Genomic DNA, 24,064 nt, shown 5'->3' on the forward strand with positions numbered 1-24,064 from the left:
TTTTACTTTTGTGCTACTGTTTTTTGATTTGGCCGGCACTGGGGATTGACGGGCGTTCTTGGCACAAAACAGTGATTTATTAACAATACCTTGCAAATAGGCTAATCAAAAACGATACAGAGGTGTACACACGATAGGATTTTATCTGGAGACGAACCGTCAAATGTCTCGTCCTTTAGATTTGTTTCATTCTTTAAGGCTAACTGATTATTAGTTTTTTTAGCTTTAAGAAATACCTAAATCGGTAGCGGCACATTAACCGTTCGTCAAGGCTTGAGACCTATAGGGTGATATAATCCGCTACCGTTTTTCCCTTAGTGACCAGATAACAATTAGGGCATTACCCATTATTAAGGACTTGGATCGATGGGGCAAAAAATTAGGTTTCACAAACTTAAAAAAATAACAAGATGATTACCACCACCACAAAATTTTTTATCGGCATCGATGTTTCCAAACCTTATTTCGACGTGTCCCTAATGGCAGTAATGAATCACAGCAAACAACCTGTGAAAAGTATACAGTTTGAGAACACAGCATCTGGAATAAAGCTATTTGAAAAATGGCTTAGGGCGCAACAGGTTACTATGGATGAAGATTCGCTCGTGGTTATCGAAAATACGGGGATATACCATCGTTTAATCTGGTCTTTTTGCAGCAAAGCCCAACTCCCCATCCACATTGGCAATGCAGCGCACATTAAATGGAGCTTTGGCATTGCAAGGGGGAAAAATGATAAAATAGATAGCCTACGATTATGTAATTATGCCTTTAAAGAAGCTGATGGCTTAAAGGCTAGCCCATCTTTAGACCCATCATTGCTGCATTTAAAGGATTTTATAGCCACTCGTACAAAGCTATTGAAACAACTATCGGGCATTAAAACCTCAATTAGAGAGATGAAGGATACAAATGAAAAACCACATCAAAAATTGATGGAAAAATCATTGAAAGAAGCTATACAGGGAATGCAAAAATCAATCAAAAATATAGAGACTGAGATTAAAAAGATTATAGCTGGTAATGAAGCCTTCAAAACCAATTATAATTTATTGATGAGCATTCCAGGAATAGGGCATGTAACAGCAGCATACCTGATTGCCTGTACGTCTAATTTTGCAGGTAGCCCCAGCGGAAAGCAATTGGCCTGCTATGCCGGAGTTGCTCCTTTTGAACACTCAAGCGGAATCAGTATAAAGGGCAAGACAAGGGTACACCGAATGGCTAACAAGGAGCTTAAGAGGCTGCTGCACCTGTGTGCATTGTCTGCAACCCAACACAATCAAGAACTAAAAACATATTACAACAGAAAGAAGAACGAAGGCAAGCACAGCATGGCTGTGCTAAATGCAGTTAGGAATAAAATAATACTTAGGGTAGCCGCCGTGGTGAAAAACCAAATGCCTTTTAAAAATAACTATAAAATAGCAGCATAAAATTTGTTTATGTCATAACAATCACCCTGACCCGTAGCGAAGCGGAAAGCTACTTGTAAATTTATTTCAGGGTCAGTTGGACGGATAAAATACTTAGCGATTAAACACGAAATAATTGAACATAGACTAATACTCTTCCTCTATTTTTTCGGCAAACAAATCTTTACCAAAATTGACCAGAAAAAGTTCTTTTTTTGCACGGGTTACGGCAGTGTACAACCAGCGCATAAAATCTAAATCTACCATGTCTTCGGTTAAGAAACCTTGGTCTACAAAAACAGCATCCCATTGGCCACCCTGTGCTTTATGGCACGTTACGGCGTAGGCAAATTTGATTTGTAAAGCATTGTAATAAGGGTCTTTCTTTATCGCCAACATACGTTCTTTTCTGTTAACGATATGCTCGTAATCTAACAGCAAACCTTCGTATAGTTTTTTACTGGCTTCGTAAGGTAAATTCGGACTTTCAATCTGTAAGGTATCCAGTAAAACTTTGCAGGTAATGGCACCAACATCTGGGAAATCTACCAACTCTAAAGTCACTTCCGCAAAGCGAAAACCGTAGCGTTCTTCTTCCCTGCGTACCCGAATAATTTTTGCCATATCTCCGTTGGCAATAAAAGCGGTTTCATTATCATCGGGCAGCCAAAAGTAATTGTTGCGCACCACCATGATGTAATCTCCGCCAGTTAATTCTTCTTCTCTATAAAGTAAACGTGAGCGAATTTGGTTGTTATAGAGATTAGCAGATTTATTTGAACGACAGACCACCAAAGAATTTTCGAGACTGTATTTTCCGTAAGCGTACTCCAAACCTTCTACAAACTTAATCCCTGTCATTCTGAAGATATCTTTGTAGCCTTTGGTCATGAATTTAGGCCAAACAGGTTCATCATCGTAAGCACCTATTAACTGGCGTAACATGGTGGCATTGGCTAAAATACCCGATTTCTTTTCTTGTCGCACTACCTCTGTTAACTCCACAGCAATAACATCTAAATGGAAATTACTACTCAAATACTCGGGGTTTAAAGCCGGGCTATCGGTGCTACCAACTGGTGGAAGCTGTGCCGTATCGCCCACGAAAAGCAGGAAGCAATTTTTAGGTTTTCCATCTGCCGCAGGCTGAAAAACGAACTCCAGTAAATCGCCGAGAAATGAAGTTCCACTTTGTGAGTTCCAGTCATCTGCAATCATAGAAGCCTCATCTACAATAAAAACCGTGTTGGTTGCTAAGTTTGGAGCAAGCTGAAAAACCATATCCATACTTACCGCACTTTTTTTACGGTAAATTTTCTTGTGAATTGTCAATGCTTTTTGCCCTGTGTAATTACTCATCACTTTGGCGGCCCTACCCGTTGGTGCAAGCAAAGCTGATTTTAATCCAAATTTTGGCAAAGCCTTCACTAAAGCAGCTACCGAAGTTGTTTTTCCGGTACCCGCATAACCTTTAAGTACAAAGCACGCTTCTTGATTTGGCTTACTCAGAAAAACAGCCGCTTGCCTACAAAAATCTAGCTGTTCGGCAGTGGGTGCAAAAGGGTATGATTGTGCAATTAGACTTGCTTTGTCCATTTTACAAAGATGCAAAATATGCCACAGATGCACAGATATTATTAATTTAACGATATGTATTTAAACAAATGATAATAGATAACTTTAATATTAAGAATAAAAACATCTGTGCATCTGTGGCAATAAAAATCCAATTATAAAAAAAAGAACTATTTTTGTTGATACATGAATAACAACAGCATTTTATTGATTAATCCGGATTTTGAACCTGCAAGTAGTGGCAACTTAAGTTTGTTGGTTAAAATTGGTGCCGATACTTTTTCTTACGCTATTATAGACGAGGCAGAAAAATTAGTACATGCTGTTTACGATGAACAGGAATGCGAAAGTGGCTATCAAAAGCTGACTGAGCGTTTAAAAACCGATGCTTACTTGAAACTAAATTACAGAAATGTAAAAGTGGCGACACACACACCTAACGTAATTTTTGTACCTCAAGAACTTTATACGGAAGCCCATATTGAGGTTTACAGCAAATATTTCGCCGAGGCAAGCTCTAAAAATGTTTATGTACAACCCACATTGCAGCAAGCTTTTAACACTGTTTTTTCATTGCCTAGTTCGGTAGAAAAAGTGATTGATGAAAATTGGCAAGCAAATACCAAACTGCTTCAAAATGCTGGATTAATAGAACTTGCATCTCAACTAAAACAAGACAGCATTATCATTGATTTTACGGTTGGTTCATTTCAATTCATTTACCTACAACAGCAAAAAGTAGCTTTTATGCAGAGCTACGAATTTGAAGATGTGGAAGAACTGACCTACTATCTGCTTTTGATTATCAATCAACTGAATATCAACACCAAAGAAACTGAGGTTAAAGTTTGCGGCATTATTCACGAAGGCGATGATAAGTGGAACTGCATTTCGCAATATTTCGCTAAAACGGATTTATTAGCACTGGCAACAAATTTAGATACCAATATTTTGGATGATATGCCTGCCCATTATTACACCAGCTTACTTGCACTACAACAATGCGGATAGTTGGTGGTAAATTAAAGGGATTACAGTTTCATGCACCTGCAAAACTTCCCGTTAGGCCAACAACAGATATGGCCAAAGAAGCTTTGTTTAACATTTTGTTGAACAGCTACGACTTTGACGAATGTAATGTGTTGGATATTTTCACTGGAACTGGCAACATTAGTATAGAATTTGCTTCTCGCGATGTTAAAAGCATTACTTCTGTAGATAAACATCCTGGTTGCGTGGCTTGGCTAAAAACTGTTAAAGACAAGCACCAATTAAATAGCATCGATATTCGCAAAGCTGATGCTTTTAAATTTCTAGCCCAAACAACCGATAAGTACGATATCATATTTGCCGACCCCCCTTACGATTTACCAAATATTCCCTTACTACCGCAATTAGTTGCGCAGCATCAATTACTAAACGAAAACGGTGTTTTGGTGGTTGAACATCCTTCTATGTTAAAATTAGACCAACAACCCGGCTACACCGAAACCAGAAAATACGGATATTCTTCTTTTAGTTTTTTCACTCCATAAAGTTATCAGGAACTAGGTATCAGTTAAACAAATAACCAATTAAACAGTTAACCAATTCTAATCATGAAAATCGCTTTATTTCCAGGCTCATTCGACCCAATTACCATTGCTCACGTTGACATTGTAAAACGTTCTTTGCCTTTGTTTGATAAAATTGTAGTAGGTATTGGATTGAACAGTTCTAAACAAAATTTCTTATCAGCCGAAAAGAGAGAAGAAATAGTAAAAAGCATTTTTTTGAATGATGCGAATGTTGAAATACAAACCTACCAAGGTTTAACGATAGATTTTGCAAAGAAAATTGGAGCAACTTATATGGTTCGAGGTATCCGTTCGGCATCGGATTTTGAATACGAAAGGGCCATTGCGCAAATCAATAAAAGCATGATGCCCGAAGTGGAAACCATTATCCTGCTAAGCAGACCAGAATATTCTGCCATCAGTTCTACTATTGTTAGGGATATCTTAAGAAATAACGGCGACGTAAGTCAGTTTGTACCTAAAGAAGCTTTAAATTTTCTTTAATTAATGTAGCAAGTAAATCACATTGTTAAAGCCAGTAGCGTTTGGTATTACTGCATAATATTTAAACTGCGTCTTATTTTCCTCTACCACAGTATATTTTACACCATCAATTGTTAGTTCTTTAGTTTGTTTGTTAAAACTGTAGTCTACCGTTTTGTTGGCAGCAGTATTCCCATCACACTTTTTAGTACCATAAGCCCTAATCATTTTGCCGTCTGCCCTAAACGTGAAAGTGTCGTCTTGCTCACATTCTGGTACAGCAAAAAAAATATTATTTCCTACCGGATTGGTCGAAGCGTTAAGATCCTTCAACCCAAATCTCCAAGCTTTTGAAGTAAGTATGTCGATAATTTCTTCATTCTCGTCCTTTTTGCAGGCTAGAAAAATAGTGAGAAATGCAATAAAAGCAAATGCAGAGATTTTACCTATTTTTTTCATATTATTAAAACGCTCTAAAATACAATTTTATTGGCTAATATTTCGAAATAGCTCATCCCTTCATAAGTTAAGATACACTAACCTGAGTTCTATTGTTAATATATTGACAATTAGACCTTAAAGCTAGTTCCGAACTAATTTCGGGAGACGGAGTGCCCCTAACCCCTGACCTGTAGCGAAAGCGGAAAGCTACTTGTAAATTTATTTCAGGGTCTGCTAAGCCAGAATAAGATACATAACTTAAGTTAAACGATGAGCTAAAATGTTAATCAAAGAAATATTAATCCACTCAGTTTACAAGAAATTTAACTTTTTTAATGAAGCTTGTAACGTTTAGCAATTTTTGATACTAATGGATTAAATTTAACCCAATACCCAACGAAGAAAAGCAATTAAATGCTCGATACGCAAAAAATATTTCTACAACAGATTAACGACAACAAAGGTATTATCCATAAAGTGGCTAAAATGTACATGGATAATACATTAGATCAGGAAGATTTGTTTCAGGAAATTGTGATGCAACTATGGAAAGCTTACCCATCTTTTAAAGGTACTAGCAAATTTTCTACATGGATGTATAGGGTTGCGCTAAACACAGCTATCCTCTTCTTTAAAAAAGATAACAAAAAGGTAGATAAGGTTAGTTTAAATGAACAGGTAGAAATTGCCGACCATAACGACAGCCACGAAAAGGAAGAAAAAATAGCTTACCTATATAAAGCAGTACAGGAACTTAATCAAATCGAAAAGGCATTGATATTTCTTTTCTTAGAAAATCAATCGCATAGAGAAATAGCACAAAATTTAGGCATTAGCGAAGTAAATGCAAGGGTAAAACTTAATAGAACAAAAGAAAAATTACAGCAAATAATTAAAAAAAACAGTTATGGATTTTGACAAAATAAAAGACGAATGGAATAACGGAGATACGGATAGTTCTAATGAAATCACGGCTAAAGAGCTTAAGGTTAAAGAGGCACAAACCCCTATCGATAGAATTAGAAGGCAAATGAAGCACGAGTTTAAGTATCAAATACTTTCGTTGGTCATATTGGCTTTTGTACCTAAACTATTTCATCTCTCTCCTCAGCTATACACCACTTATTTAGTATTTTATGGAATAGTTGTAGCGTTTTGTACGCACTATTTTTATAAATTCTATACTTTTTACAAACATTCGTACGACTTGAGTTTAGATAGTAGGAAAAATCTGTTTTGGTTTTATTACGAGATGAAACTTAATATTGAGCTTTATAAGGCACTTAATTACATTGTAGCTTTTATCATGCTTTCTTTCTGCGCAACAGTATTCTTTTTAACAAAAGATGATTTGATGAAAAAAGTACTAGAAAGAATATCAATTATCTACATTGCCCTAAATGCCTTCGTTACCATACTAATTATTGGTTTAATTACAGAATTTTGGGCAAGATTTTACTATGGCAAGCACATCAAAAAACTTAAAACAGTAATCGATAGTCTAGATGAAGAGTAGTTCAGTTTGCAGTTTACAGTTAACCAATTAACCCAATGAACAAGTAAACAAATGAACCAATAGCCTAAATCAAACCCTCCGCTTTCAAAACATCTGTGATTAATGCATAGGTGTTTTTAATTTTAGCTTTAATCTCTTGCGGAGCTACCCAAACCGCTTCGGTAATTCCTTCTTCTACCTGAGGTACCAATTTAGGATTTCCCTTAACGGTCATGTGGTACCAACTCGTTCTTTTCAAGATCAATTCACCATTCATTTCATAAACGTGATAAGTTTTACAAACACGTTCTTTTCGTTTTTCTATTTTAACGCCACATTCTTCCTCAACTTCCCTCACCGCGGCATCTTTAACTTTTTCGCCTTTATCAACCTTCCCTTTTGGCAAATCCCACTTTTTATTTCTAAAAATGAAAAGAAATTCGTCTTTGGCATTCACTACTAAGCCGCCAGCAGCCTTAATTACAACGAGTTGCTTTCTTATTTTTTTAAAGGCAGTATCAGGATTTTTAGTCAGCAACAAATAGTTTTTCTTCTTGCTATTCCTCAGATTTCTATAAAACGTTTCAAAATCGAAATTTTCTGCCTCAAGTTGTTGAATTTTGTCCACTTGAGTGGGGATTTCATGAGTTATAAACAAAGTGTTATCGTTAATATAAATTCTGTATTTTTGCGCCATGTATAATAAAAGTGATATTGAATTAAAGGTAGCTGAATTTTTATTACAAATTAAAGCAATTAAATTACAACCTGCTAATCCATTTACATGGGCATCTGGTTGGAAATCGCCTATCTACTGTGATAACCGCATAACTTTATCTCATCCATCGGTAAGAACATTTATTCGCCAAAAACTGGCACAATTAATCCAAGAAGAATACGGATCTGTTGATGTTATTGCAGGTGTAGCAACTGCGGGTATTCCGCAAGGTGTTTTGGTAGCGCAAGAATTGGGTTTGCCTTTCATTTATGTAAGGTCTAAAGCAAAAGAGCACGGCACTGGCAGCTTAATTGAAGGAGAAGTGGTAGAAGGACAACGAGTTGTAGTTATAGAAGATTTGATTTCTACCGGAAAAAGCAGCTTACAAGCAGTAGATGCGTTGCGTAACGCAGGTTTGTCTGTAGCTGGTTTGGTAGCTATTTTTACATACGGTTTTCAACAAGCTGATGATAATTTTGCAGCTGCGAAATGTAGATATTCTACACTTTCTAACTACAATGCTTTGATTGACTATGCTGCAGAGCATGCCATCATTGCCAAGTCAGACATAGAGTTTTTGAACAAATGGCGTGAAAACCCTGCAGAATGGGGAAAAAGCGAAACTGTTTAAACTGCAACCACACAATAACCTATATAAATGACAGTCATTGAAAGTAACGCTGAAATTAATTTGCCTGTAGCGCAGGTTTACCAATTCCTTGCCGACTTAAACAACCATCAGCAATTGATGCCAGAGAACATCTATAACTGGTCGTCAACTGCCGATACCGCTAGTTTTACCATCCAAAACATGGCTAAATTGGCAATCCACATTGCCGAGCGAGTAGAAAACGAAAAGTTGGTAGCTGTACCTACAGAAAAACCACCATTTGATTTATCTTTAGCTTGGTCTGTAAAAGATAACGGAAACGGCACAACAACCGCCACACACATCATTTCGGCAGATTTAAACATGATGATGAAAATGTTGGCCGCTGGTCCTCTCCAAAAGCTGGCAGATTATCAGACCAAAAAATTGAAAGAAATTTTAGGTTAAAAACCACTAAGGAAGTTCAAAAGACTTCCTTTTTTTATGCCTTAAATTATTTGAAAATGATAAACAGTATTTTATGGCAATTCTTGTCCCGCTATCCGCTTTACTTCTGGGCAAACACACAGGTTTGCCCCTACGTGTTCGCTCCTATCGGGTTTAATTAACAAAATGCTGTGCTTGTGGGTTAAATTCCTTCCTGCAAAATGCTTATCCGTCGGTTAAAACCGACGGCAATGAAATGCTTTTTTTTTGCAAGCAAAAAGCTGCCAATTTATAAAATTCGAACTTTACTTTAAGCAGTTACAGTATCTCAAGCCTAAGCAATAACTCTCCGTTCAGCTAATTTCGTTCTCTTATTTTTTCACTAGCTTATATCATTTCAATTGTGTTCAAGAGCACTTTCGTGGTATTCGGGTTGCACCAATAAACCAAAGCAATTACTTTAAAAGAAAAATAAGCAACCGAGAGTTTTTGTTACTTTTTGCGGCCAAAAAGTAAGAGCCCAGCGGCGGCGAGCTAAAAAAAAGATATTTGAAAATTATATCGATCATAAAAAATAAGCCGGTTAAAACCGACGGCAATGAATATCAAAAAGGCAACTCTCCATGCTGAAAAAACCTTTGTGTCCTTCGTGCCTCAGTAGTTAATTCTCCTTCTTCAACTTCATCCTTTTCATCAACACATAAAAACCAATACCCGTTAACAACATTAGAACCCCAGTACCAGTCCACAGCACATTAAAACCATGCTTGGCGGCAATCTGGGTTCCTAAATAAGGTGCAAAAATCAATCCTGCAGATAATGAAAGTGAGTTTAACCCCATATATGCTCCCCTATTTTTTGCATTGGAACGTTGCAAAGTCACGGTTGCCATAAAAGGCATCGCCAACATTTCAGACACACAAAGAAAAAACATAGAAACGTACAACAACCACAAACCTTTCGTAATCAATAAGGATACAAACGCTAATCCGCAAAATAACACGCCAGCAATAATGGCATTTGCTGCCGTCGTTCTTCGTTCTGCAATGTGAACAATCAGCATTTCTAAACTAAAAACCACTACACCACTGTACGCCAAAATTACACCTATGCTTGTTTCTGATAAATGATAGACTTGTCTGTAATAAAGTGGTAACGAACTCAATAATTGAAAAAAACAAATGGCGTACAAAATGCTTAGTAAAGTAAATACCAAAAACGGCACATCTTTATAAGGCGATTGATAAGGAACAACTACTCCCTCTACATCTGCCTTCTCCTTCACATTCCCCTTCTTGTTCCTAAAATAAACGAAGAAAATGATAGCTGCTAAAGTAGCTGCAAAAGCATTTCCGTAGAATAAAAAATCGTAAGAAATAGCAGCTAAAAAACCACCCAACGCCGGACCAATAGAAAAACCTAAGTTCAAAGCCATTCGGTTCAGCGTAAAACTTCGCACCACATTTTCTGGTTTTGAATAGTAAGCCAAAGAAACAGAGTTAGCCGGACGAAGAATATCGCTCACCATACTCAATGCCAATATACCTACAGCTAATGATGGCATGGTAGTTAACCGTGGCAACAGCAAAAATAGCGGAACTATTCCCGATAGACTGAACATTTGCACTTTAAAATGTCCGAATTTATCAGTTAACCAACCACCTAACGAAGAGCCTACAACAGAACCAATACCAAAACAGCTTAACAAAATCCCAGCATTTTCTAAAGAGAAGCCCAAATGTTTCACCATGTAAACCCCGAGAAACGGCACTACCATGGCCCCACTTCTATTTACCAACATAACCAAAGCCAACATCCAGGCTGGTGTAGACAAGCCTTGGTAAACTTTAAAGTAATTTTTAATGTAAGTGGTCATTGAAATTGATGAAACGCAAAGGTAGAATTACCGCATCCCATTTCAGGTATTTTAAAGGAAAAATTTATCGAATTTTAAATTCTCATCTAGCTAATAGTTAAAATTCACTATTATCGTGTTTGTAAAATAGAATTATGGGTTTTTTATATGTACTTGTTTGGCTCGCTATCCTTTCAATAGTTTTTGCCCTTGTATTCTCTATCCTCACTATTTGGTTTAGAAATACTGCAATGCGGATAATTTCATTCGTTTTAACACTCTTGGCATTCTCAGTTTATCTCATTTCAGTATTTACAATTGGCGGCTCTGATGAAATTTTTGGTATTTCCTTAGATAAGTTATTGTTTTTGCCAATTGCCATTCCCCTATATCTGCAGTGCTACTTCGCCATGAAAAGTGCTTCGACAATAGTTGCAAAGAAAATATTTTTCGGTTTGGCATCCTTAGTTGTAGTACGCCTTCTAGGCATTGCTGTGGTTGCAGCTACAGATATGCTTTATAAAAACTCGCTCGATGAAATTTCACAAGTAATTTGGAAAGTAAACTCGTACGTGCTTTTCCCACTCCTTTTTGCTGGTATCAGTTATGTTTTTGCAAAATTATTCTACCCTTATCTAAGTGTGTTCAAGGAACTTTTCACCAAAACACTGATCATTTTAGCTGCAATTACAATTATCGATGAGTTGTTAAATCTACTAGTGATCTATACGAAATACAAAAATTTCATTGTTTACGATGGCTACACCTATCTCATCATCTTAGCGGTTTCAGTAGTTCAAATAGTGGCGGGTTGTATATTGGGGCTGTACATTTTCAGAAACAAACCCGACAAAATTTCAGTATAATCAACTAAATATCAGTCAATTATTCAGATTTAAAAGTTTTCACACGACAAAATTTCCGATTTTAAAATCTTTTGTCTCATGGCATCTGTTTTGACCTTAGCGTAATAACCATAATTTAACACAATTGTCTTTGTGCTCTTTGTGTCTTTGTGGTTAAACAAAAAGGAAAAAAGATATTATGAATTTCAATAATTTTACAATCAAAGCCCAAGAGGCTGTACAAAAGGCCTCTGAAATTGCACAAGGCAACCAACAGCAGGCCATAGAAACAGCGCACTTGTTAAAAGGCTTGTTAACGGTTGATGAAAATGTGATTTCCTACGTTTTAAAGAAATTAAACGTACATCTAAATACACTTAACCAAAAACTAGACGATGATATTACAAAATTCCCTAAAGTAAGTGGTAGTAATATTTATCTATCATCTAATGCTAATTCAGCTTTGCAAAAAGCACAATCGTTTTTAAAAGAATTTAAGGATGAATTTGTATCTGTAGAGCATATTCTTTTAGGAATTTTGGCTGCAAATGATGCCACCTCTAAATTGTTAAAAGATCAAGGTGTAAACGAAAAAGACCTTAAAAAAGCCATTACTGAGTTGCGTGGAGATAATCGTGTAACAGACCAAAATGCAGAAGCCACCTACCAAGCTCTGGGAAAATATGCTCGAAACCTGAACGAATATGCCGAAAGTGGAAAGCTAGACCCAGTAATTGGTCGTGATGAAGAAATTAGACGTGTCATCCAGATTTTATCTCGTAGAACAAAGAACAACCCTATCTTAATTGGTGAGCCAGGTGTGGGTAAAACTGCCATTGCAGAGGGTATCGCTTTTAGAATTATCAAAGGTGATGTGCCTGAAAACCTAAAATCGAAAGTGGTTTACTCTTTAGATATGGGGGCACTTATCGCGGGAGCAAAATACAAAGGTGAATTTGAAGAGCGCTTAAAAGCCGTAGTAAAAGAGGTTACGCAGAGCGATGGCGAAATTGTGCTTTTCATAGACGAGATACACACTCTGGTGGGTGCTGGCGGCGGCGAAGGCGCTATGGATGCCGCAAACATTTTAAAACCTGCTCTAGCCCGTGGCGAATTGAGAGCTATCGGTGCTACTACTTTGGATGAATATCAGAAATATCTGGAAAAAGACAAGGCCTTAGAGCGTCGTTTCCAAAAGGTAATGGTTGATGAGCCAGATACGCAAGATGCAATCTCGATTTTACGTGGCTTAAAGGAGCGTTACGAAACGCACCACAAAGTACGTATTAAAGACGAAGCAATTATTGCCGCTGTAGAAATGAGCCAACGTTACATTGCCGATCGTTTTTTACCTGATAAAGCCATCGATTTGATGGACGAAGCTGCATCTAAACTACGTATGGAAATGGACAGCGTACCAGAAAACGTAGATGCATTGGAACGTGAAATTATGCGTTTAGAAATTGAACGTGAGGCTATCAAACGTGAAAAAGACGAAAGCAAAGTAAAAGAACTGAGCGTGCAAATTGCCAATTTATCCGCAGAGCGTGATGAATTTAAAGCAAAATGGCAAGGTGAGAAAGATTTGGTGGATGCCGTTAATACAGAACTTGAACAGATTGAAGCTTACAAATTAGAAGCTGAACAAGCAGAACGTGCTGGCGATTATGGTAAAGTAGCAGAATTGCGTTACGGCAAAATCAAAGAAGCACAAGATAAAGTTGAAAAACTGAAAGCTGATTTGGCAAGCCGTCAGGATGAAAGCCGTATGCTTAAAGAGGAAGTTACTGCAGATGATATTGCTGGTGTGGTTGGCCGTTGGACTGGTATTCCGGTAACCAAATTGGTATCGAGCGAACGTGAAAAACTGCTTCACTTAGAAGAAGAACTACACAAACGTGTAGCTGGGCAAGAAGAAGCCATCGAGGCCATTTCTGATGCGATCCGCCGTTCTCGTGCAGGTCTGCAAGACAAACGTAAACCAATTGGTTCGTTCATTTTCTTAGGCACAACGGGTGTAGGTAAAACCGAATTAGCAAAAGCGCTTGCCGAATTCTTGTTCAACGATGAAAATGCCATGACCAGAATTGACATGAGCGAATATCAGGAACGCCATGCGGTTTCTCGTTTAATCGGTGCGCCTCCGGGATATGTAGGTTACGATGAAGGTGGACAACTGACTGAAGCTGTGCGTAGAAAACCTTATTCGGTAGTTTTGTTAGATGAAATTGAGAAAGCACATCCAGATGTATTCAATATCTTGTTACAGGTTTTGGATGATGGAAGGTTAACCGACAACAAAGGTCGCGTGGTAAACTTTAAAAACACCATCATCATCATGACATCGAACATTGGTTCGCATTTAATTCAAGATAATTTCAAAAACTTGAATGACGATAACCGTGATGAGGTGGTAGCAAAGACTAAAAATGAATTGTTCGAGCTGTTGAAACAAACCATTCGTCCAGAGTTTTTAAATAGAATTGATGAACTGATTATGTTTACGCCGTTAAACAGAACAGAAATAAGAGAGATTGTGAGCTTACAATTTAAGCAAGTACAGCAAACTTTAGCCGAAATGGGTGTTACTATGGAGGCCAGCGACGAAGCTTTAGATTGGTTAGCAGAGTTGGGCTACGACCCTCAATTTGGTGCAAGGCCATTAAAACGTGTAATACAAAAACGTATTTTGAATGAGCTATCTAAAGAGATACTAGCAGGAAAAGTTGATAAAGACAGTAAAATCAAATTAGATATGTTCGACCATCAATTTGTGTTTTTGAACGAGAATAAATAACCTCACTTTTTCTACCAATCGAAAGAAATAGACTAAAGTAAAGGCTAAGCAATTCGCTATTCTCTCCCTCTCAGGGAGAACCGTAGTGAAACGAAGCTCATTGATACCTTCAAAAAAATAAAAAGATTATCAATAGATGCCAAAGGCAGAGAGGGTTAATATTCACAACTCTACATATATCAAAAGAGGCAGACAAAAATCTGCCTCTTTTTTTATTACGCTTTTAGTACATCACGAAATGAAAACACTACTTGTTCCGATTTATCCTATCGTGTGGACACATCTCGTTCCTCCCCCTTGAATCCCCCTCCAAAGGGGGACACACTGTGCCTAAGCATTTTGCATATCCCCCTCTCCGAGGGGGCAGGGGGAGGAAAACAACATTTTCCAATATTTGTGTCCACACAATAGGATTTATCGGAATAGACAAATAATAATAATTTCAACCCACGTTTTCGTTGGCGGGGACGCCAACAAAAGCAACATTCACCGACAGGGACATCAACAAAAGACCTGCCTACGTTGGCGTCCCCGCCAACGTGCCACCGTCTATTTGCAACATCAATTAAAACTTAAACAACCATTAATTAGCAATTACCGAAAACTCTGCACCCGAAGCAAAATCTTGTCCATTTTGAGACGAAAGTGCCGTAAAACGAATATAACGACCTTTTACTGGAGTGGCAAACTTCACTGTTTTTAGCTGCGAGCCTTTTTCAAATGCTCCTTCTATTACAGTTTCTCCCCAATTTTTACCATCGGTACTGATTTGGATTTTGTAATTCTTGATGTGTCCATTTGTACCATCTTGTCGTGGTAAATAACTAAAACCTTTAATTTCTTTCAATTGTCCGCTGTCAAAATCTACCCAATGCGGATATTGAGCCACCGTAACCGAATACATGGTATGCCAAATGGTATTTGTTTTACCATCTATAAAATGCTTAGCATCGCCCTCTCCTACTTCCACACTAGATGCAGCTACCACCTCTAACGGAATGGTTTCAATCTTCGGAAAATCAAAACTAGCTTTTATGCGGTCATTACCTTTATCCCAAGCAGTTACTTTTCCTCCTTCTCTAAACATAAAAGCTTGCTTATACTGCAAAATCTTACCATTGGCCAAACTATAAAACAAATTAGCATTAGTATTTTCGCTCGATATATTTAGCATACCATTTCGCTCCCTAGAAATAGAAACCGGTACATCACCAGCAGCTCCAACCTTGGCAACTTTTGCATAGTCATTGTTTGAAAACGGCCTAATTATAAATCCGAAATTGTGGTTTTCTGCCTTTACCCTATCTTTTTCCAATGGAGGTCCTTGGCCACAACTATTGCCTCCAAGCCCAGTAACAGCGGCATCTAAATGTAAATGTGTGCCACTACTTTTGGGTAATTGATGCGGATGCGGTGCTAAAGTTAATTCTAGTTCGCTCCAAGGCAAAGCCGATGTAGACATTGTTTTATTGGCGATGAACACCAAACCCTGGCCTTGTGCATTAGATAAAGCCATCCACCGTATGTCCTCGTTATTGCTCATGCTCTGCGGATTTGGCCATGGCACAAACTGATCTTTCACTGTACTTTTATGTAACTCAATAAACTGGGCCGTTTTTCTATCAGCATAGTTATTTATTGGCCCTCTTCCGTAATAATTGTATTGACTATAGCTCTCAGGCAATTGCAATGAGTAACCAATTCTGGCAAGCGCAAAACTTGGATTATTTGAAGTGATACTCGATTTCAGTTCTATAGACCCATCTGGATAAACCGTCCATACTTGGTTAGTTACGAATTTAAAATCATCAGTGCCAAAGGGTTGGCTTTTGTTCTCAATAATAGTGTAAGTTCCGGATGTACCACCGTTAATACTTGCACCATTTGGAGCTTGCGACTCAACAGTAAAAGCCAGTACAATAGCACCATCGTTACGGCTATAAACATTATTTGATAATGCTTTGTGTTTTAAGTTGTGTAAACCATTCTCAAACCACTGCTTGTAAGCCCAATTGTCATTATCTACTGGTGCCCTAAGTGCATCTAACTTTGGTCCTTCGCCATTACGTATGGTCGTATTACCGCCATAACTTAAATTGTAAATAGTTCCGGTTTTCTTATCGAAATTAACAGCGAAACCCTGTCCTTTAATTTCCAACAATTCGCCTTTGGCAACAACACTAATTTTTTGTTTTGGCTGTTGTGAAGCTATAGTTGGTAGAGCGGTTGCCGATTTCAAAAATAACTGTTCCTCCATTTGCACCTCACCTTTTTTTGCCCAAGGCATATCCTTAGCAAGTAAAAATTGGATTTTAATGAAGTACTCAGATCCAATCTCTAATTTATTAAAATCAAGCGGAACAGTTAAAATTTTCTTCTCACGAGCACCTATCGAAATTTTCGCACTATTAAAATCAGTACGCTTCTCTACTTCTACCCCATCTTTATATAAAGACCATTGAATTTGATAATCGTCTAACGTAGTGAAATAGTTTTTGTTAAAAACTTCAATTTTTCCCTGTGTTAGATCTACCGCTTTTACGCCCACATTTTGATATACCTTTCGAACCTCGTAATACTGCGGCTTCAACTTCATATCTGCGAATATTAGCCCGTTGTTTACAAAAGTTCCATCGTTTGGTTTGTCACCAAAATCGCCTCCATAGGCAAAAAAACGTTCTCCAGTTTGTTTGTCGTAATAATACATAGATTGATCTATCCAATCCCAAATGGCACCACCCATAAAGTAATTGGTAGATTCTATAGCTTCCCAATAATCTATTAAATTTCCGGCAGCATTACCCATAGAATGCGCATATTCGGAAATATGGAAAGGATATTTCAGTTTGTATTTTCCTTTCACAGCTTCTTGTACCCACTGTATAGAAGGATATTGGTTAGAACCCATATCTACAATTCTATTGTTACGTTCGTATTGTACCGGACGAGAAACATCAAACTTTTTAATGGCGTTATAAGCTTCTACAAAGTTATTACCAGGTCCAGCTTCATTTCCTAAAGACCAAATTACGATAGATGGGTGGTTAACCGTAGCATGAACCATTTCCAGATTTCTAGCAACATGAGCATCTCGCCATTCTATTGGATGTGATATTGATTCTTTTCCGTAGTAATATTCATGACTTTCGATATTAGCTTCGTCTTCCAAATAGATACCGTATTTATCACACAGATAGTACCAATAAGGATTGTTTGGATAATGTGAATTACGAACATGGTTGATATTTGCCCGTTTCATTAACATTATTTCAGTCTCCATTTGTTCGCGGCTAACTACCTTGCCTTTCTCTGGGTTAGTCTCGTGGCGGTTTACGCCTTTCAACTTTACCGTTTTACCATTGATGTAATAATATCTACCAGCCAAATTAAATTCATCATCTTCGGCACTGGTATCTTTAATTTCAACTTTTCTAAAACCAACATTTACCGAAACTAAATCTACCAGATTACCTTTTTTGTCTTTCAGCTCTGCTACCAAAGTGTAACGATAAGGCTGCTCTGCCGACCATTTGTTTGGAGCCAGTACATCCATAGGTATCGTAAGTAAATTATCATTACCAACCTTTAAGGGCAATAGGTCTACCGTAAGACTAGCTTTTTCTTCATTATCAACTTCATTACTATAGAGTTTATTGGCGAATAGATGATAGGTAACACTGTATTTTTTTGCAGCTTTGCCCAATGAGTTATTTAGCTTTGCCGTAATATTTAATGTGGCATTTTTATAATTGCTGTCGAGATCGGGTATGGCAACTATATCAGCAAAGCTAATTTTTGGTTTAGAAGTTAAATATACCGACCTCGAAATACCAGGTAGTCTAAACATATCCTGCGCTTCGATATAGGAAGCATCGGAGTTCCTGTAAACCTCAACAGAAACACTATTTTCTCCTTGTTTAGAAAGATATTTACTGATATTGAAAGAAGCTAAATTTCTGGAATTTTTAGAAAAGCCTACGTACTTGCCATTAATCCACAGGTAGAAAAACGAATCTACTCCATCGAAGTTGATAAAAACATCTCTCCCATCCCAATTTGCAGGAACCTCAAAACTACGTTTAAAAGAACCTACTTCGTTTCTATATTGATACGTTGTCCAGCTTAGTGGTGGAGTTCTCATTACGCCTCCTTTCCAATCATTTAGCTTTACTTGGTGCTGAAAAATGACCTGCTGATTAACATAAATTGGAACCCCATATTTTAAAGCCCCATTTTTTTGGATTCCGTAGATATTCCAGCTCACAGGTACAGGAACTTCATCCCATTTAGAAACATCAAAGTTCTGATTGTAGAAACTAACTGGCCGCTCATTGGGGTGTTTTACCCAATTAAACTTCCAAGTACCGTTAAGCGACTGGACATACTCACTGTTTTCGGGCAGCACCCTAACTGCCGATTTGATGCTGCCAAAACTAAAAAAGTAAGCATGGGGTTGTTCTTTATTTAAAGAAAGCTTCTCGGGCGACTCCCATTCTTTTCCAGTTGGTGCACTAACAGTACCGTAAGCAAAACCAGAGAGTTTGTTAAACTGAGGTGTAAAAGTTTGGGCAAATACAACTGTGCCTACACTAGTGCAACCCCATAATAGTACAGATAAAATACTACAATTTATCTTCTTCATAAATTATTTAATAGCTAGCAAACGTTAATTATTATTCTTTTAGAAATTAATATTATCTATCAAAATATAGGGAGATGTGATTAAACCAAAAATATGATTTAAAGTAGATATCACTTAAATTAAAACAGTGCAAACGTTTGATTTCTTGTTAAACTATTACTTTTAAACAGACCAAGTAGCCTTCTGCTAAAATAATCGACATCTAGAAACTGTTCAAATTTCCACAAGCGAAAATGCTTAGGCGAGTGGGTATACCCGTCTATAGGCTGCTGCAAGAGTTTAGTGTGCTCAACCACCTGAGCGTTTCTGTCTACAAACTTTTAAATAGTTTCTAATTTCCTGCCAAATTATGCCAATTCGGCAAAACTAAAAAACCACCAAAAATCACTTAATTGTCACCAAAATAGAGGTTTGTCAAACCAATATAATTTCGTTTTTCAAGATAAATAATTAACAATTTATCAATCAAACAATTAAGCTAAAAAGTCATTTTCTGGCACAACTGACAACTTTTCATTAGGGTATGGTAGTTGAAAATAGATGATCAAATGGTCAGAAGATCATTTATGATAACACATAAATTTTAACACAAAATGAAACCATCCGATTTATCGGATAGCTTCATAAAAACAATTTAAAAAAATGAAAAAACTTTTATTATCGTTAGTAGCTGTAGCAGCTATAACTTTCGGCGCAAACGCACAAACAGAAAAAGGAAAAATTATCTTAGGTGGTAACGTAGGTTTTAATAGTACAAAAGTAGATGGTGCTGCAAAAGCAGATTTCAACTTTAGCGTTGTTCCTAGTGTTGGTTACTTTGTAGGCAATAACTTTGCTGTGGGTACAGGTGTTGGATATACCTATGACAAATCTGTTAGTGATGGTGCACAAACTGAAGCTTTTAGAGTGGCTCCTTTCGGTCGTTACTATGTGAACTTAACAGATCAATTCAAATTCTTCGGTCAGTTATCAGTACCTATGGCTTTTGGAACGGTTAAAGACGTAGAAGCAAATGGCGATACTGGTGCAAAATTAGGTACAGCTACTACAATTGGTGTAAATGTTGCACCAGGTTTTGCATTCTTCCCTAACAAAAAAATTGGTATCGAATTTTCGGTTAATGGTTTAGGTTACGAAAATGCAACCTTAAAAGCTGAAGGTTCTGGTGCTAAGGTTAAAGCAAATAGCTTTGGTTTAGAAGCAAACACTTTTGCTCCAAAATTAGGGGTACAATTTCACTTCTAATAACGAAATAACCTAAGTATAAAACGGCTTCCCCAAAAAGGGAAGCCGTTTTTATTTTTTATATTTACTAAATAGAATAACAACACCGATAAGATGAATAAAACCAATCGCAGAAAATTTATAGCCGCTACGGCAAGTTTATCGGTAGCCGCTTTAGCTGCAAATGCAGTTCCGCAAGCAAAAGAAGACATCAAACACCCTATTGTACATCATGTATTTTTCTGGCTTAAAAATCCTTCTTCAAAAGTAGATCGAGATCAATTAGTATCAGGATTGAAAACACTTAAAAAAATTGAAAGTATTAAAGCCATCCATATAGGTGTAGTTGCAAGTACTGAGAAAAGAGAAGTTGTTGACAATAGCTGGTCGGTTTCTGAATTGATGTTTTTTGAAACGTTAGAAGGACAAAAAATTTATCAAGACCACCCGATACATCAAGAATTTATTAAAAACTGCAGCCATCTTTGGAACAAAGTTTTAGTTTACGATGCTGTTTCGGTTTAATTATCGATAGACAAAATTACCGCACTACATCTTCTGAATTATGTTTAATGTGGTTCAGTACTCGTTCATGTATTTTATGAACGATGTAGCTGCTCCATCCTTTCCAGTATGCTGCGGGTTTGATGTTGTGATAATACCAAGTAGTTCCTTCTAGCAAAGTATTTCCGTTTGGCAATTTTGTTAGTTTAAACTGCCCTTTTTTCGATACGAAGTAGTCATGCAAATGCGGTGCATCAATATCCCAAAAGCTAACTTCTTTCATTGGCGCCGGCTGCTCAAGAACATCAAAAGCTAACAAATTTGGAAAATTCCAAACTGTAATAGGTTCTACAAAACTACCTGTTGTAAAGTTACAATACCTGATCGCACCAACACCTTTGCCCTCAATTTTTGCATTTATAGGATAAGCTATTCCGGTTTTAAAGATAAACTCATTTGGTTTGTCAAGTTCAGGAAATTCAACAACGTTTTTCCAAACTGTAGCCAAGTCCGCTTCAATTTCAATGGAAGTAACTACCGAAGTAAGTTCTGGTTTTACATCTTTCTCTATAAAAGCTGTAGTTGGAATAGCGCCAAACAAAACCAAAATAACTACGGCAGAAGTGTTTGCTCTTTTACTAACAATGAAGTAACCAATCAAACTTCCAATCCAATTAAATAAAATTGCAATAGGTGCTGCCATGGCTATACATATTAATCCCTCAATAGCAAAAAACAATAGTCCTAAGGTAAAAACACATAAACTTGTGAAAGCTATTTTCCATGCTTCCATCTTACTGATTTGCTTTTTTGAACCATATAAAATAGCCGGACAAGCACCCATAAAAAAAGGAGTTAATATGAATAAAGCAATACCGTAATCCCTATAAAAGTAAATTCCAAGAAGTGTTAGGAGAATAGAAATTGTAAAGGTTATACCCACGGCAATCCATTTGCGCTTATTATCGTTATCAGGTAATTTTTGAACTAGTGAATTCATCTTATAGTTTATTTTGAGCAATTTCTATGTATTAAGTAATACAAGAACAAGTGAATTTATATTTTTTAAATGATAAGCTCTAATTTCATGTGCTCTCTATCACAGTTTTGATTTAACTACTATGATAGAAAGCATAAAACTTTTAATTAAGCTGTAAACCTCGGTGGCTGAGGAGCTATTACATTCAAACTTTCTTTTGCTTTTCTTTTGCCTCTAAAGAAGAAATATAGATTGATAAACAACATCAGTCCTAAATAAATTGAAAAGCTGCCTATTTTGTAACTCAACGCTTCTACTAACTCTTGATAATTATTACCATAAAGTCTTATTTTCAAAATCATTAAGGCAAAGCCGATATTTAACAAGTAAAAACCTGTTTCGAACAATTTATTGGTAGCAAAGGCAATTTCCTCTCTTCCCTTAAAAATATCTAGCATATAAATCTTGCTGTTTCTAAAAAGAGTTCTAGAAACGTAAAGGGTAAGCAAAAGTGCTATTGGCAAATAAACTGCATAACCGATTAAAATTTTTGTAGTGTTCATGACGTTTAAATTTATTGTTGTTTAATTAGTTTCTGTACTTGAGTAGTTAACAAAAAGATGTTGAGGTAATGTAAGGCAGAAAGAATAATGATAATTCCTGCCATTTTTACGGCTATTACTTCTACCAGCATAGGTGTAGAACTGATAACTTGCCAAAAGGAAAGGTTAACAGCACAATAGCCAATGTTTACGAGGTAATAACCAATGAGTAATATTTTGTTGATTTGTTGGCAGAGCGCTAAATGTCCGGGAATAAGCTCTGCAACGAAAACATTTCCGTTTCTGTAGCAAATTTTGCCAACAACTACAATGATGAAAGCCATTAGACTGATAAATATGCTGTACCCTATCAAATTAAAGCTCATCATAATTTTATTTATTTTAAAATTTCAGAAAACATTGAAACTTCGATCTATAAAAAAAGACTATTTAAAAATCTTTATCATCAATTTACCCAACCAATTATCTTTATATTCCGTCACTTTATCAATCATCTCATCGGCACTTGCTACAAACTCATATAGCTTCTTGGTTTGCTCTACAAAATGTTTAGCTTCTTCAGATTTATCGCCTTCAACTGCGCTTACTTCTTTCAAAACCTTTAACGCTGGTTTTATTTCTCGCTTGCTCCTCTCCTTCGCAATTTTAGTAGCCAATTCATCTAAATCTTTCTCAGCTATAAAAAATTCTCTACGCTCACCAGGTTTATTGGCCTTATAAACTATCCCCCAATCCATCAAGCCCCGCAAGTTCATACTAGCATTGCCTCTAGATATTTGAAGCTCTTGCATAATATCCTCCATAGAAACTGGGTCTTTAGATACCATTAACAAAGCATGTATTTGCGCCATCGTTTTATTGATGCCCCATTGAGAACCTAAAGCTCCCCATGTTTGTACAAATTTATTTTTTGCTTCGTCGAATTGCATGGTCAAATCTATAAATAGTTTTTAAACTTTCAAAAATAATTGAAAGTTTTTTTACTAATTCTATTTTAATGATTTTTTTGTTAAAAAAAGGTTGCATACTAATGAATGTCAATACACTACGCTGTTTATACCTAAATCAACCAACTTCTTTTTTAGTTAAATCTTCATTTTATGTAAACCCTATTGTTAAATCGTTGTTATGTAAATAGTTCAACAATGTTATATTTGCGGTTATGAAAAGAATTATAGTAGTAGATGATGATGAAGAGGTATTAGATACTATTGAATTAGTTTTGGAAATTGGCGGGTACGAAGTAGAGCCTCTTAGTGATGCGGAAGGAATACATGAAACCGTAAATAGTTTTAATCCAGATTTAATTATTCTGGATATTGTATTGGGAAAAATTGATGGCCGTACCATTTGTGCAGAGATCAAAACTAACCCGAAAACCAAACACATTCCTATTTTAATGATGTCTGGCTTATACAAAGCTGATGAAATTAATTTATTGGAAACACCACCAGATGATTTTATGCCGAAGCCATTTAAAATGGATGTGCTCTTAGAAAAAATAGAGAAATTGATTAATGTTAGAGTTGCAAGACATAACATCAATTAAGAAACTATTTAGAAATTAGAACAGTTTGATACAATATTGCTAGCGGATACGCCTGCTAGCGTTTGGTCTACTAGCCAACGTGCAATAATATAGTATTAAATAGTTTCTAATTATTTTTCTTCCCTAGGCCCACGTTTATAAATTACGAGTCCGTTAAGAAAGTTTCTTAGGATTTGGTCGCCGCATTTTTTAAAGTTTGGGTGGTCTTCTTTTCTAAAGATATCGCCCAATTCGCTTTTTGTCACAGTAAAATTTACTAGTTTACAGATTTCTATGATTTGATCTGTGTTTAGAGATAAAGCTACTCTTAGCTTTTTAATGATATCGTTATTGCTCATATTTTAGTTCATTTGTTAAATAGTTCATTTGTTTATTTGGTTAACTGTT

General features: G+C 36.6%; 23 protein-coding genes. 13 read left to right on the forward strand and 10 right to left on the reverse strand.

The genetic code is table 11. From position 1 onward, the window contains the following. The first annotated feature begins 410 nt into the window (after positions 1 to 410). Entirely contained in the window at positions 411 to 1,436 is a 1,026-nt protein-coding gene (locus REI64_RS04215; RefSeq protein WP_308848852.1) for an IS110 family transposase, read from the forward strand. A 126-nt stretch (positions 1,437 to 1,562) separates the two neighbouring features. On the opposite strand, the gene REI64_RS04220 is transcribed toward REI64_RS04215, so the two are convergent. Beyond that, complete coding sequence (locus tag REI64_RS04220; protein WP_308848853.1) at positions 1,563 to 3,011, reverse strand: AAA family ATPase; 1,449 nt, start codon at positions 3,009 to 3,011, stop codon at positions 1,563 to 1,565. A gap of 165 nt (positions 3,012 to 3,176) precedes the next feature. Here REI64_RS04220 and REI64_RS04225 point away from each other — a divergent pair, with 165 nt between their 5' ends. The 3 genes from REI64_RS04225 to coaD all read left to right on the forward strand — a co-directional run bounded on the left by REI64_RS04225 (position 3,177) and on the right by coaD (position 5,050). Further along, entirely contained in the window at positions 3,177 to 4,001 is an 825-nt protein-coding gene (locus tag REI64_RS04225; RefSeq protein ID WP_308848854.1) for a DUF3822 family protein, read from the forward strand. Then, the gene (locus tag REI64_RS04230) at positions 3,992 to 4,525 is read left to right on the forward strand and encodes an RsmD family RNA methyltransferase (RefSeq protein WP_308848855.1); all 534 of its coding nucleotides are present in this window, start codon (positions 3,992 to 3,994) and stop codon (positions 4,523 to 4,525) included. Before REI64_RS04225 ends, REI64_RS04230 begins: the two co-directional genes overlap by 10 nt. A gap of 63 nt (positions 4,526 to 4,588) precedes the next feature. Then, positions 4,589 to 5,050: a pantetheine-phosphate adenylyltransferase gene (coaD, locus tag REI64_RS04235; RefSeq protein WP_308848856.1), complete on the forward strand. Its 462-nt coding sequence runs from the start codon at positions 4,589 to 4,591 to the stop codon at positions 5,048 to 5,050. On the opposite strand, the gene REI64_RS04240 is transcribed toward coaD, so the two are convergent. Beyond that, positions 5,051 to 5,488, reverse strand: coding sequence for a lipocalin family protein (locus tag REI64_RS04240; protein WP_308848857.1), 438 nt, complete (start codon positions 5,486 to 5,488; stop codon positions 5,051 to 5,053). A gap of 396 nt (positions 5,489 to 5,884) precedes the next feature. Here REI64_RS04240 and REI64_RS04245 point away from each other — a divergent pair, with 396 nt between their 5' ends. Together REI64_RS04245 and REI64_RS04250 are read left to right on the forward strand one after the other, a co-directional pair. Beyond that, a complete protein-coding gene (locus REI64_RS04245; protein WP_308848858.1) occupies positions 5,885 to 6,388 on the forward strand; it encodes a sigma-70 family RNA polymerase sigma factor in 504 nt (167 codons plus the stop codon). Continuing rightward, positions 6,378 to 6,986 carry a hypothetical protein gene (locus REI64_RS04250; protein ID WP_308848859.1) on the forward strand — a complete coding sequence of 203 codons (609 nt, stop codon included), beginning with the start codon at positions 6,378 to 6,380 and terminating at the stop codon, positions 6,984 to 6,986. Before REI64_RS04245 ends, REI64_RS04250 begins: the two co-directional genes overlap by 11 nt. A gap of 64 nt (positions 6,987 to 7,050) precedes the next feature. On the opposite strand, the gene REI64_RS04255 is transcribed toward REI64_RS04250, so the two are convergent. Further along, positions 7,051 to 7,593: an NUDIX domain-containing protein gene (locus tag REI64_RS04255; RefSeq protein ID WP_308848860.1), complete on the reverse strand. Its 543-nt coding sequence runs from the start codon at positions 7,591 to 7,593 to the stop codon at positions 7,051 to 7,053. Between the two features lie 67 nt (positions 7,594 to 7,660). Here REI64_RS04255 and pyrE point away from each other — a divergent pair, with 67 nt between their 5' ends. Next, positions 7,661 to 8,314 carry an orotate phosphoribosyltransferase gene (pyrE, locus tag REI64_RS04260; RefSeq protein ID WP_308848861.1) on the forward strand — a complete coding sequence of 218 codons (654 nt, stop codon included), beginning with the start codon at positions 7,661 to 7,663 and terminating at the stop codon, positions 8,312 to 8,314. 27 nt (positions 8,315 to 8,341) lie between these two features. Further along, on the forward strand, positions 8,342 to 8,740 hold the full coding sequence (locus REI64_RS04265; RefSeq protein ID WP_308848862.1) for an SRPBCC family protein: 399 nt from the start codon (positions 8,342 to 8,344) through the stop codon (positions 8,738 to 8,740). A 640-nt stretch (positions 8,741 to 9,380) separates the two neighbouring features. On the opposite strand, the gene REI64_RS04270 is transcribed toward REI64_RS04265, so the two are convergent. Next, a complete protein-coding gene (locus REI64_RS04270) occupies positions 9,381 to 10,595 on the reverse strand; it encodes an MFS transporter (protein WP_308848863.1) in 1,215 nt (404 codons plus the stop codon). A gap of 134 nt (positions 10,596 to 10,729) precedes the next feature. Between REI64_RS04270 and REI64_RS04275 the strand changes: the two genes are divergently transcribed. Both REI64_RS04275 and clpB read left to right on the forward strand, forming a co-directional pair. Next, the gene (locus tag REI64_RS04275; protein WP_308848864.1) at positions 10,730 to 11,440 is read left to right on the forward strand and encodes a hypothetical protein; all 711 of its coding nucleotides are present in this window, start codon (positions 10,730 to 10,732) and stop codon (positions 11,438 to 11,440) included. 178 nt (positions 11,441 to 11,618) lie between these two features. Next, positions 11,619 to 14,216 (forward strand): ATP-dependent chaperone ClpB, encoded by a 2,598-nt coding sequence (gene clpB / locus REI64_RS04280; RefSeq protein ID WP_308848865.1) that lies wholly within the window; start codon positions 11,619 to 11,621, stop codon positions 14,214 to 14,216. Positions 14,217 to 14,799: 583 nt separating this feature from the next. Here clpB and REI64_RS04285 read toward each other — a convergent pair. Then, positions 14,800 to 18,858 (reverse strand): glycoside hydrolase family 2 TIM barrel-domain containing protein, encoded by a 4,059-nt coding sequence (locus REI64_RS04285; protein ID WP_308848866.1) that lies wholly within the window; start codon positions 18,856 to 18,858, stop codon positions 14,800 to 14,802. 642 nt (positions 18,859 to 19,500) lie between these two features. Between REI64_RS04285 and REI64_RS04290 the strand changes: the two genes are divergently transcribed. Together REI64_RS04290 and REI64_RS04295 are read left to right on the forward strand one after the other, a co-directional pair. Further along, entirely contained in the window at positions 19,501 to 20,103 is a 603-nt protein-coding gene (locus REI64_RS04290; RefSeq protein WP_308848867.1) for an outer membrane beta-barrel protein, read from the forward strand. A gap of 93 nt (positions 20,104 to 20,196) precedes the next feature. Continuing rightward, on the forward strand, positions 20,197 to 20,607 hold the full coding sequence (locus tag REI64_RS04295) for a Dabb family protein (RefSeq protein ID WP_308848868.1): 411 nt from the start codon (positions 20,197 to 20,199) through the stop codon (positions 20,605 to 20,607). Positions 20,608 to 20,623: 16 nt separating this feature from the next. Here the strand turns inward: REI64_RS04295 and REI64_RS04300 are convergent, their stop codons facing one another. The 4 genes from REI64_RS04300 to REI64_RS04315 form a co-directional block, all read right to left on the reverse strand. Then, on the reverse strand, positions 20,624 to 21,586 hold the full coding sequence (locus tag REI64_RS04300) for a hypothetical protein (RefSeq protein WP_308848869.1): 963 nt from the start codon (positions 21,584 to 21,586) through the stop codon (positions 20,624 to 20,626). Positions 21,587 to 21,732: 146 nt separating this feature from the next. Beyond that, positions 21,733 to 22,128 (reverse strand): hypothetical protein, encoded by a 396-nt coding sequence (locus REI64_RS04305; protein ID WP_308848870.1) that lies wholly within the window; start codon positions 22,126 to 22,128, stop codon positions 21,733 to 21,735. Between the two features lie 11 nt (positions 22,129 to 22,139). Then, on the reverse strand, positions 22,140 to 22,496 hold the full coding sequence (locus tag REI64_RS04310; protein WP_308848871.1) for a hypothetical protein: 357 nt from the start codon (positions 22,494 to 22,496) through the stop codon (positions 22,140 to 22,142). 57 nt (positions 22,497 to 22,553) lie between these two features. Next, positions 22,554 to 23,057 carry a MarR family transcriptional regulator gene (locus REI64_RS04315; RefSeq protein WP_308848872.1) on the reverse strand — a complete coding sequence of 168 codons (504 nt, stop codon included), beginning with the start codon at positions 23,055 to 23,057 and terminating at the stop codon, positions 22,554 to 22,556. A gap of 233 nt (positions 23,058 to 23,290) precedes the next feature. Here REI64_RS04315 and REI64_RS04320 point away from each other — a divergent pair, with 233 nt between their 5' ends. Continuing rightward, positions 23,291 to 23,677 (forward strand): response regulator, encoded by a 387-nt coding sequence (locus tag REI64_RS04320; RefSeq protein WP_308848873.1) that lies wholly within the window; start codon positions 23,291 to 23,293, stop codon positions 23,675 to 23,677. 110 nt (positions 23,678 to 23,787) lie between these two features. On the opposite strand, the gene REI64_RS04325 is transcribed toward REI64_RS04320, so the two are convergent. Beyond that, positions 23,788 to 24,015, reverse strand: coding sequence for a DUF1456 family protein (locus REI64_RS04325; protein WP_308848874.1), 228 nt, complete (start codon positions 24,013 to 24,015; stop codon positions 23,788 to 23,790). Between the last annotated feature and the right edge of the window lie 49 nt (positions 24,016 to 24,064).

Origin of the sequence: Pedobacter sp. (genome assembly GCF_031119335.1) — a bacterium.
Lineage (GTDB): Bacteria > Bacteroidota > Bacteroidia > Sphingobacteriales > Sphingobacteriaceae > Pedobacter.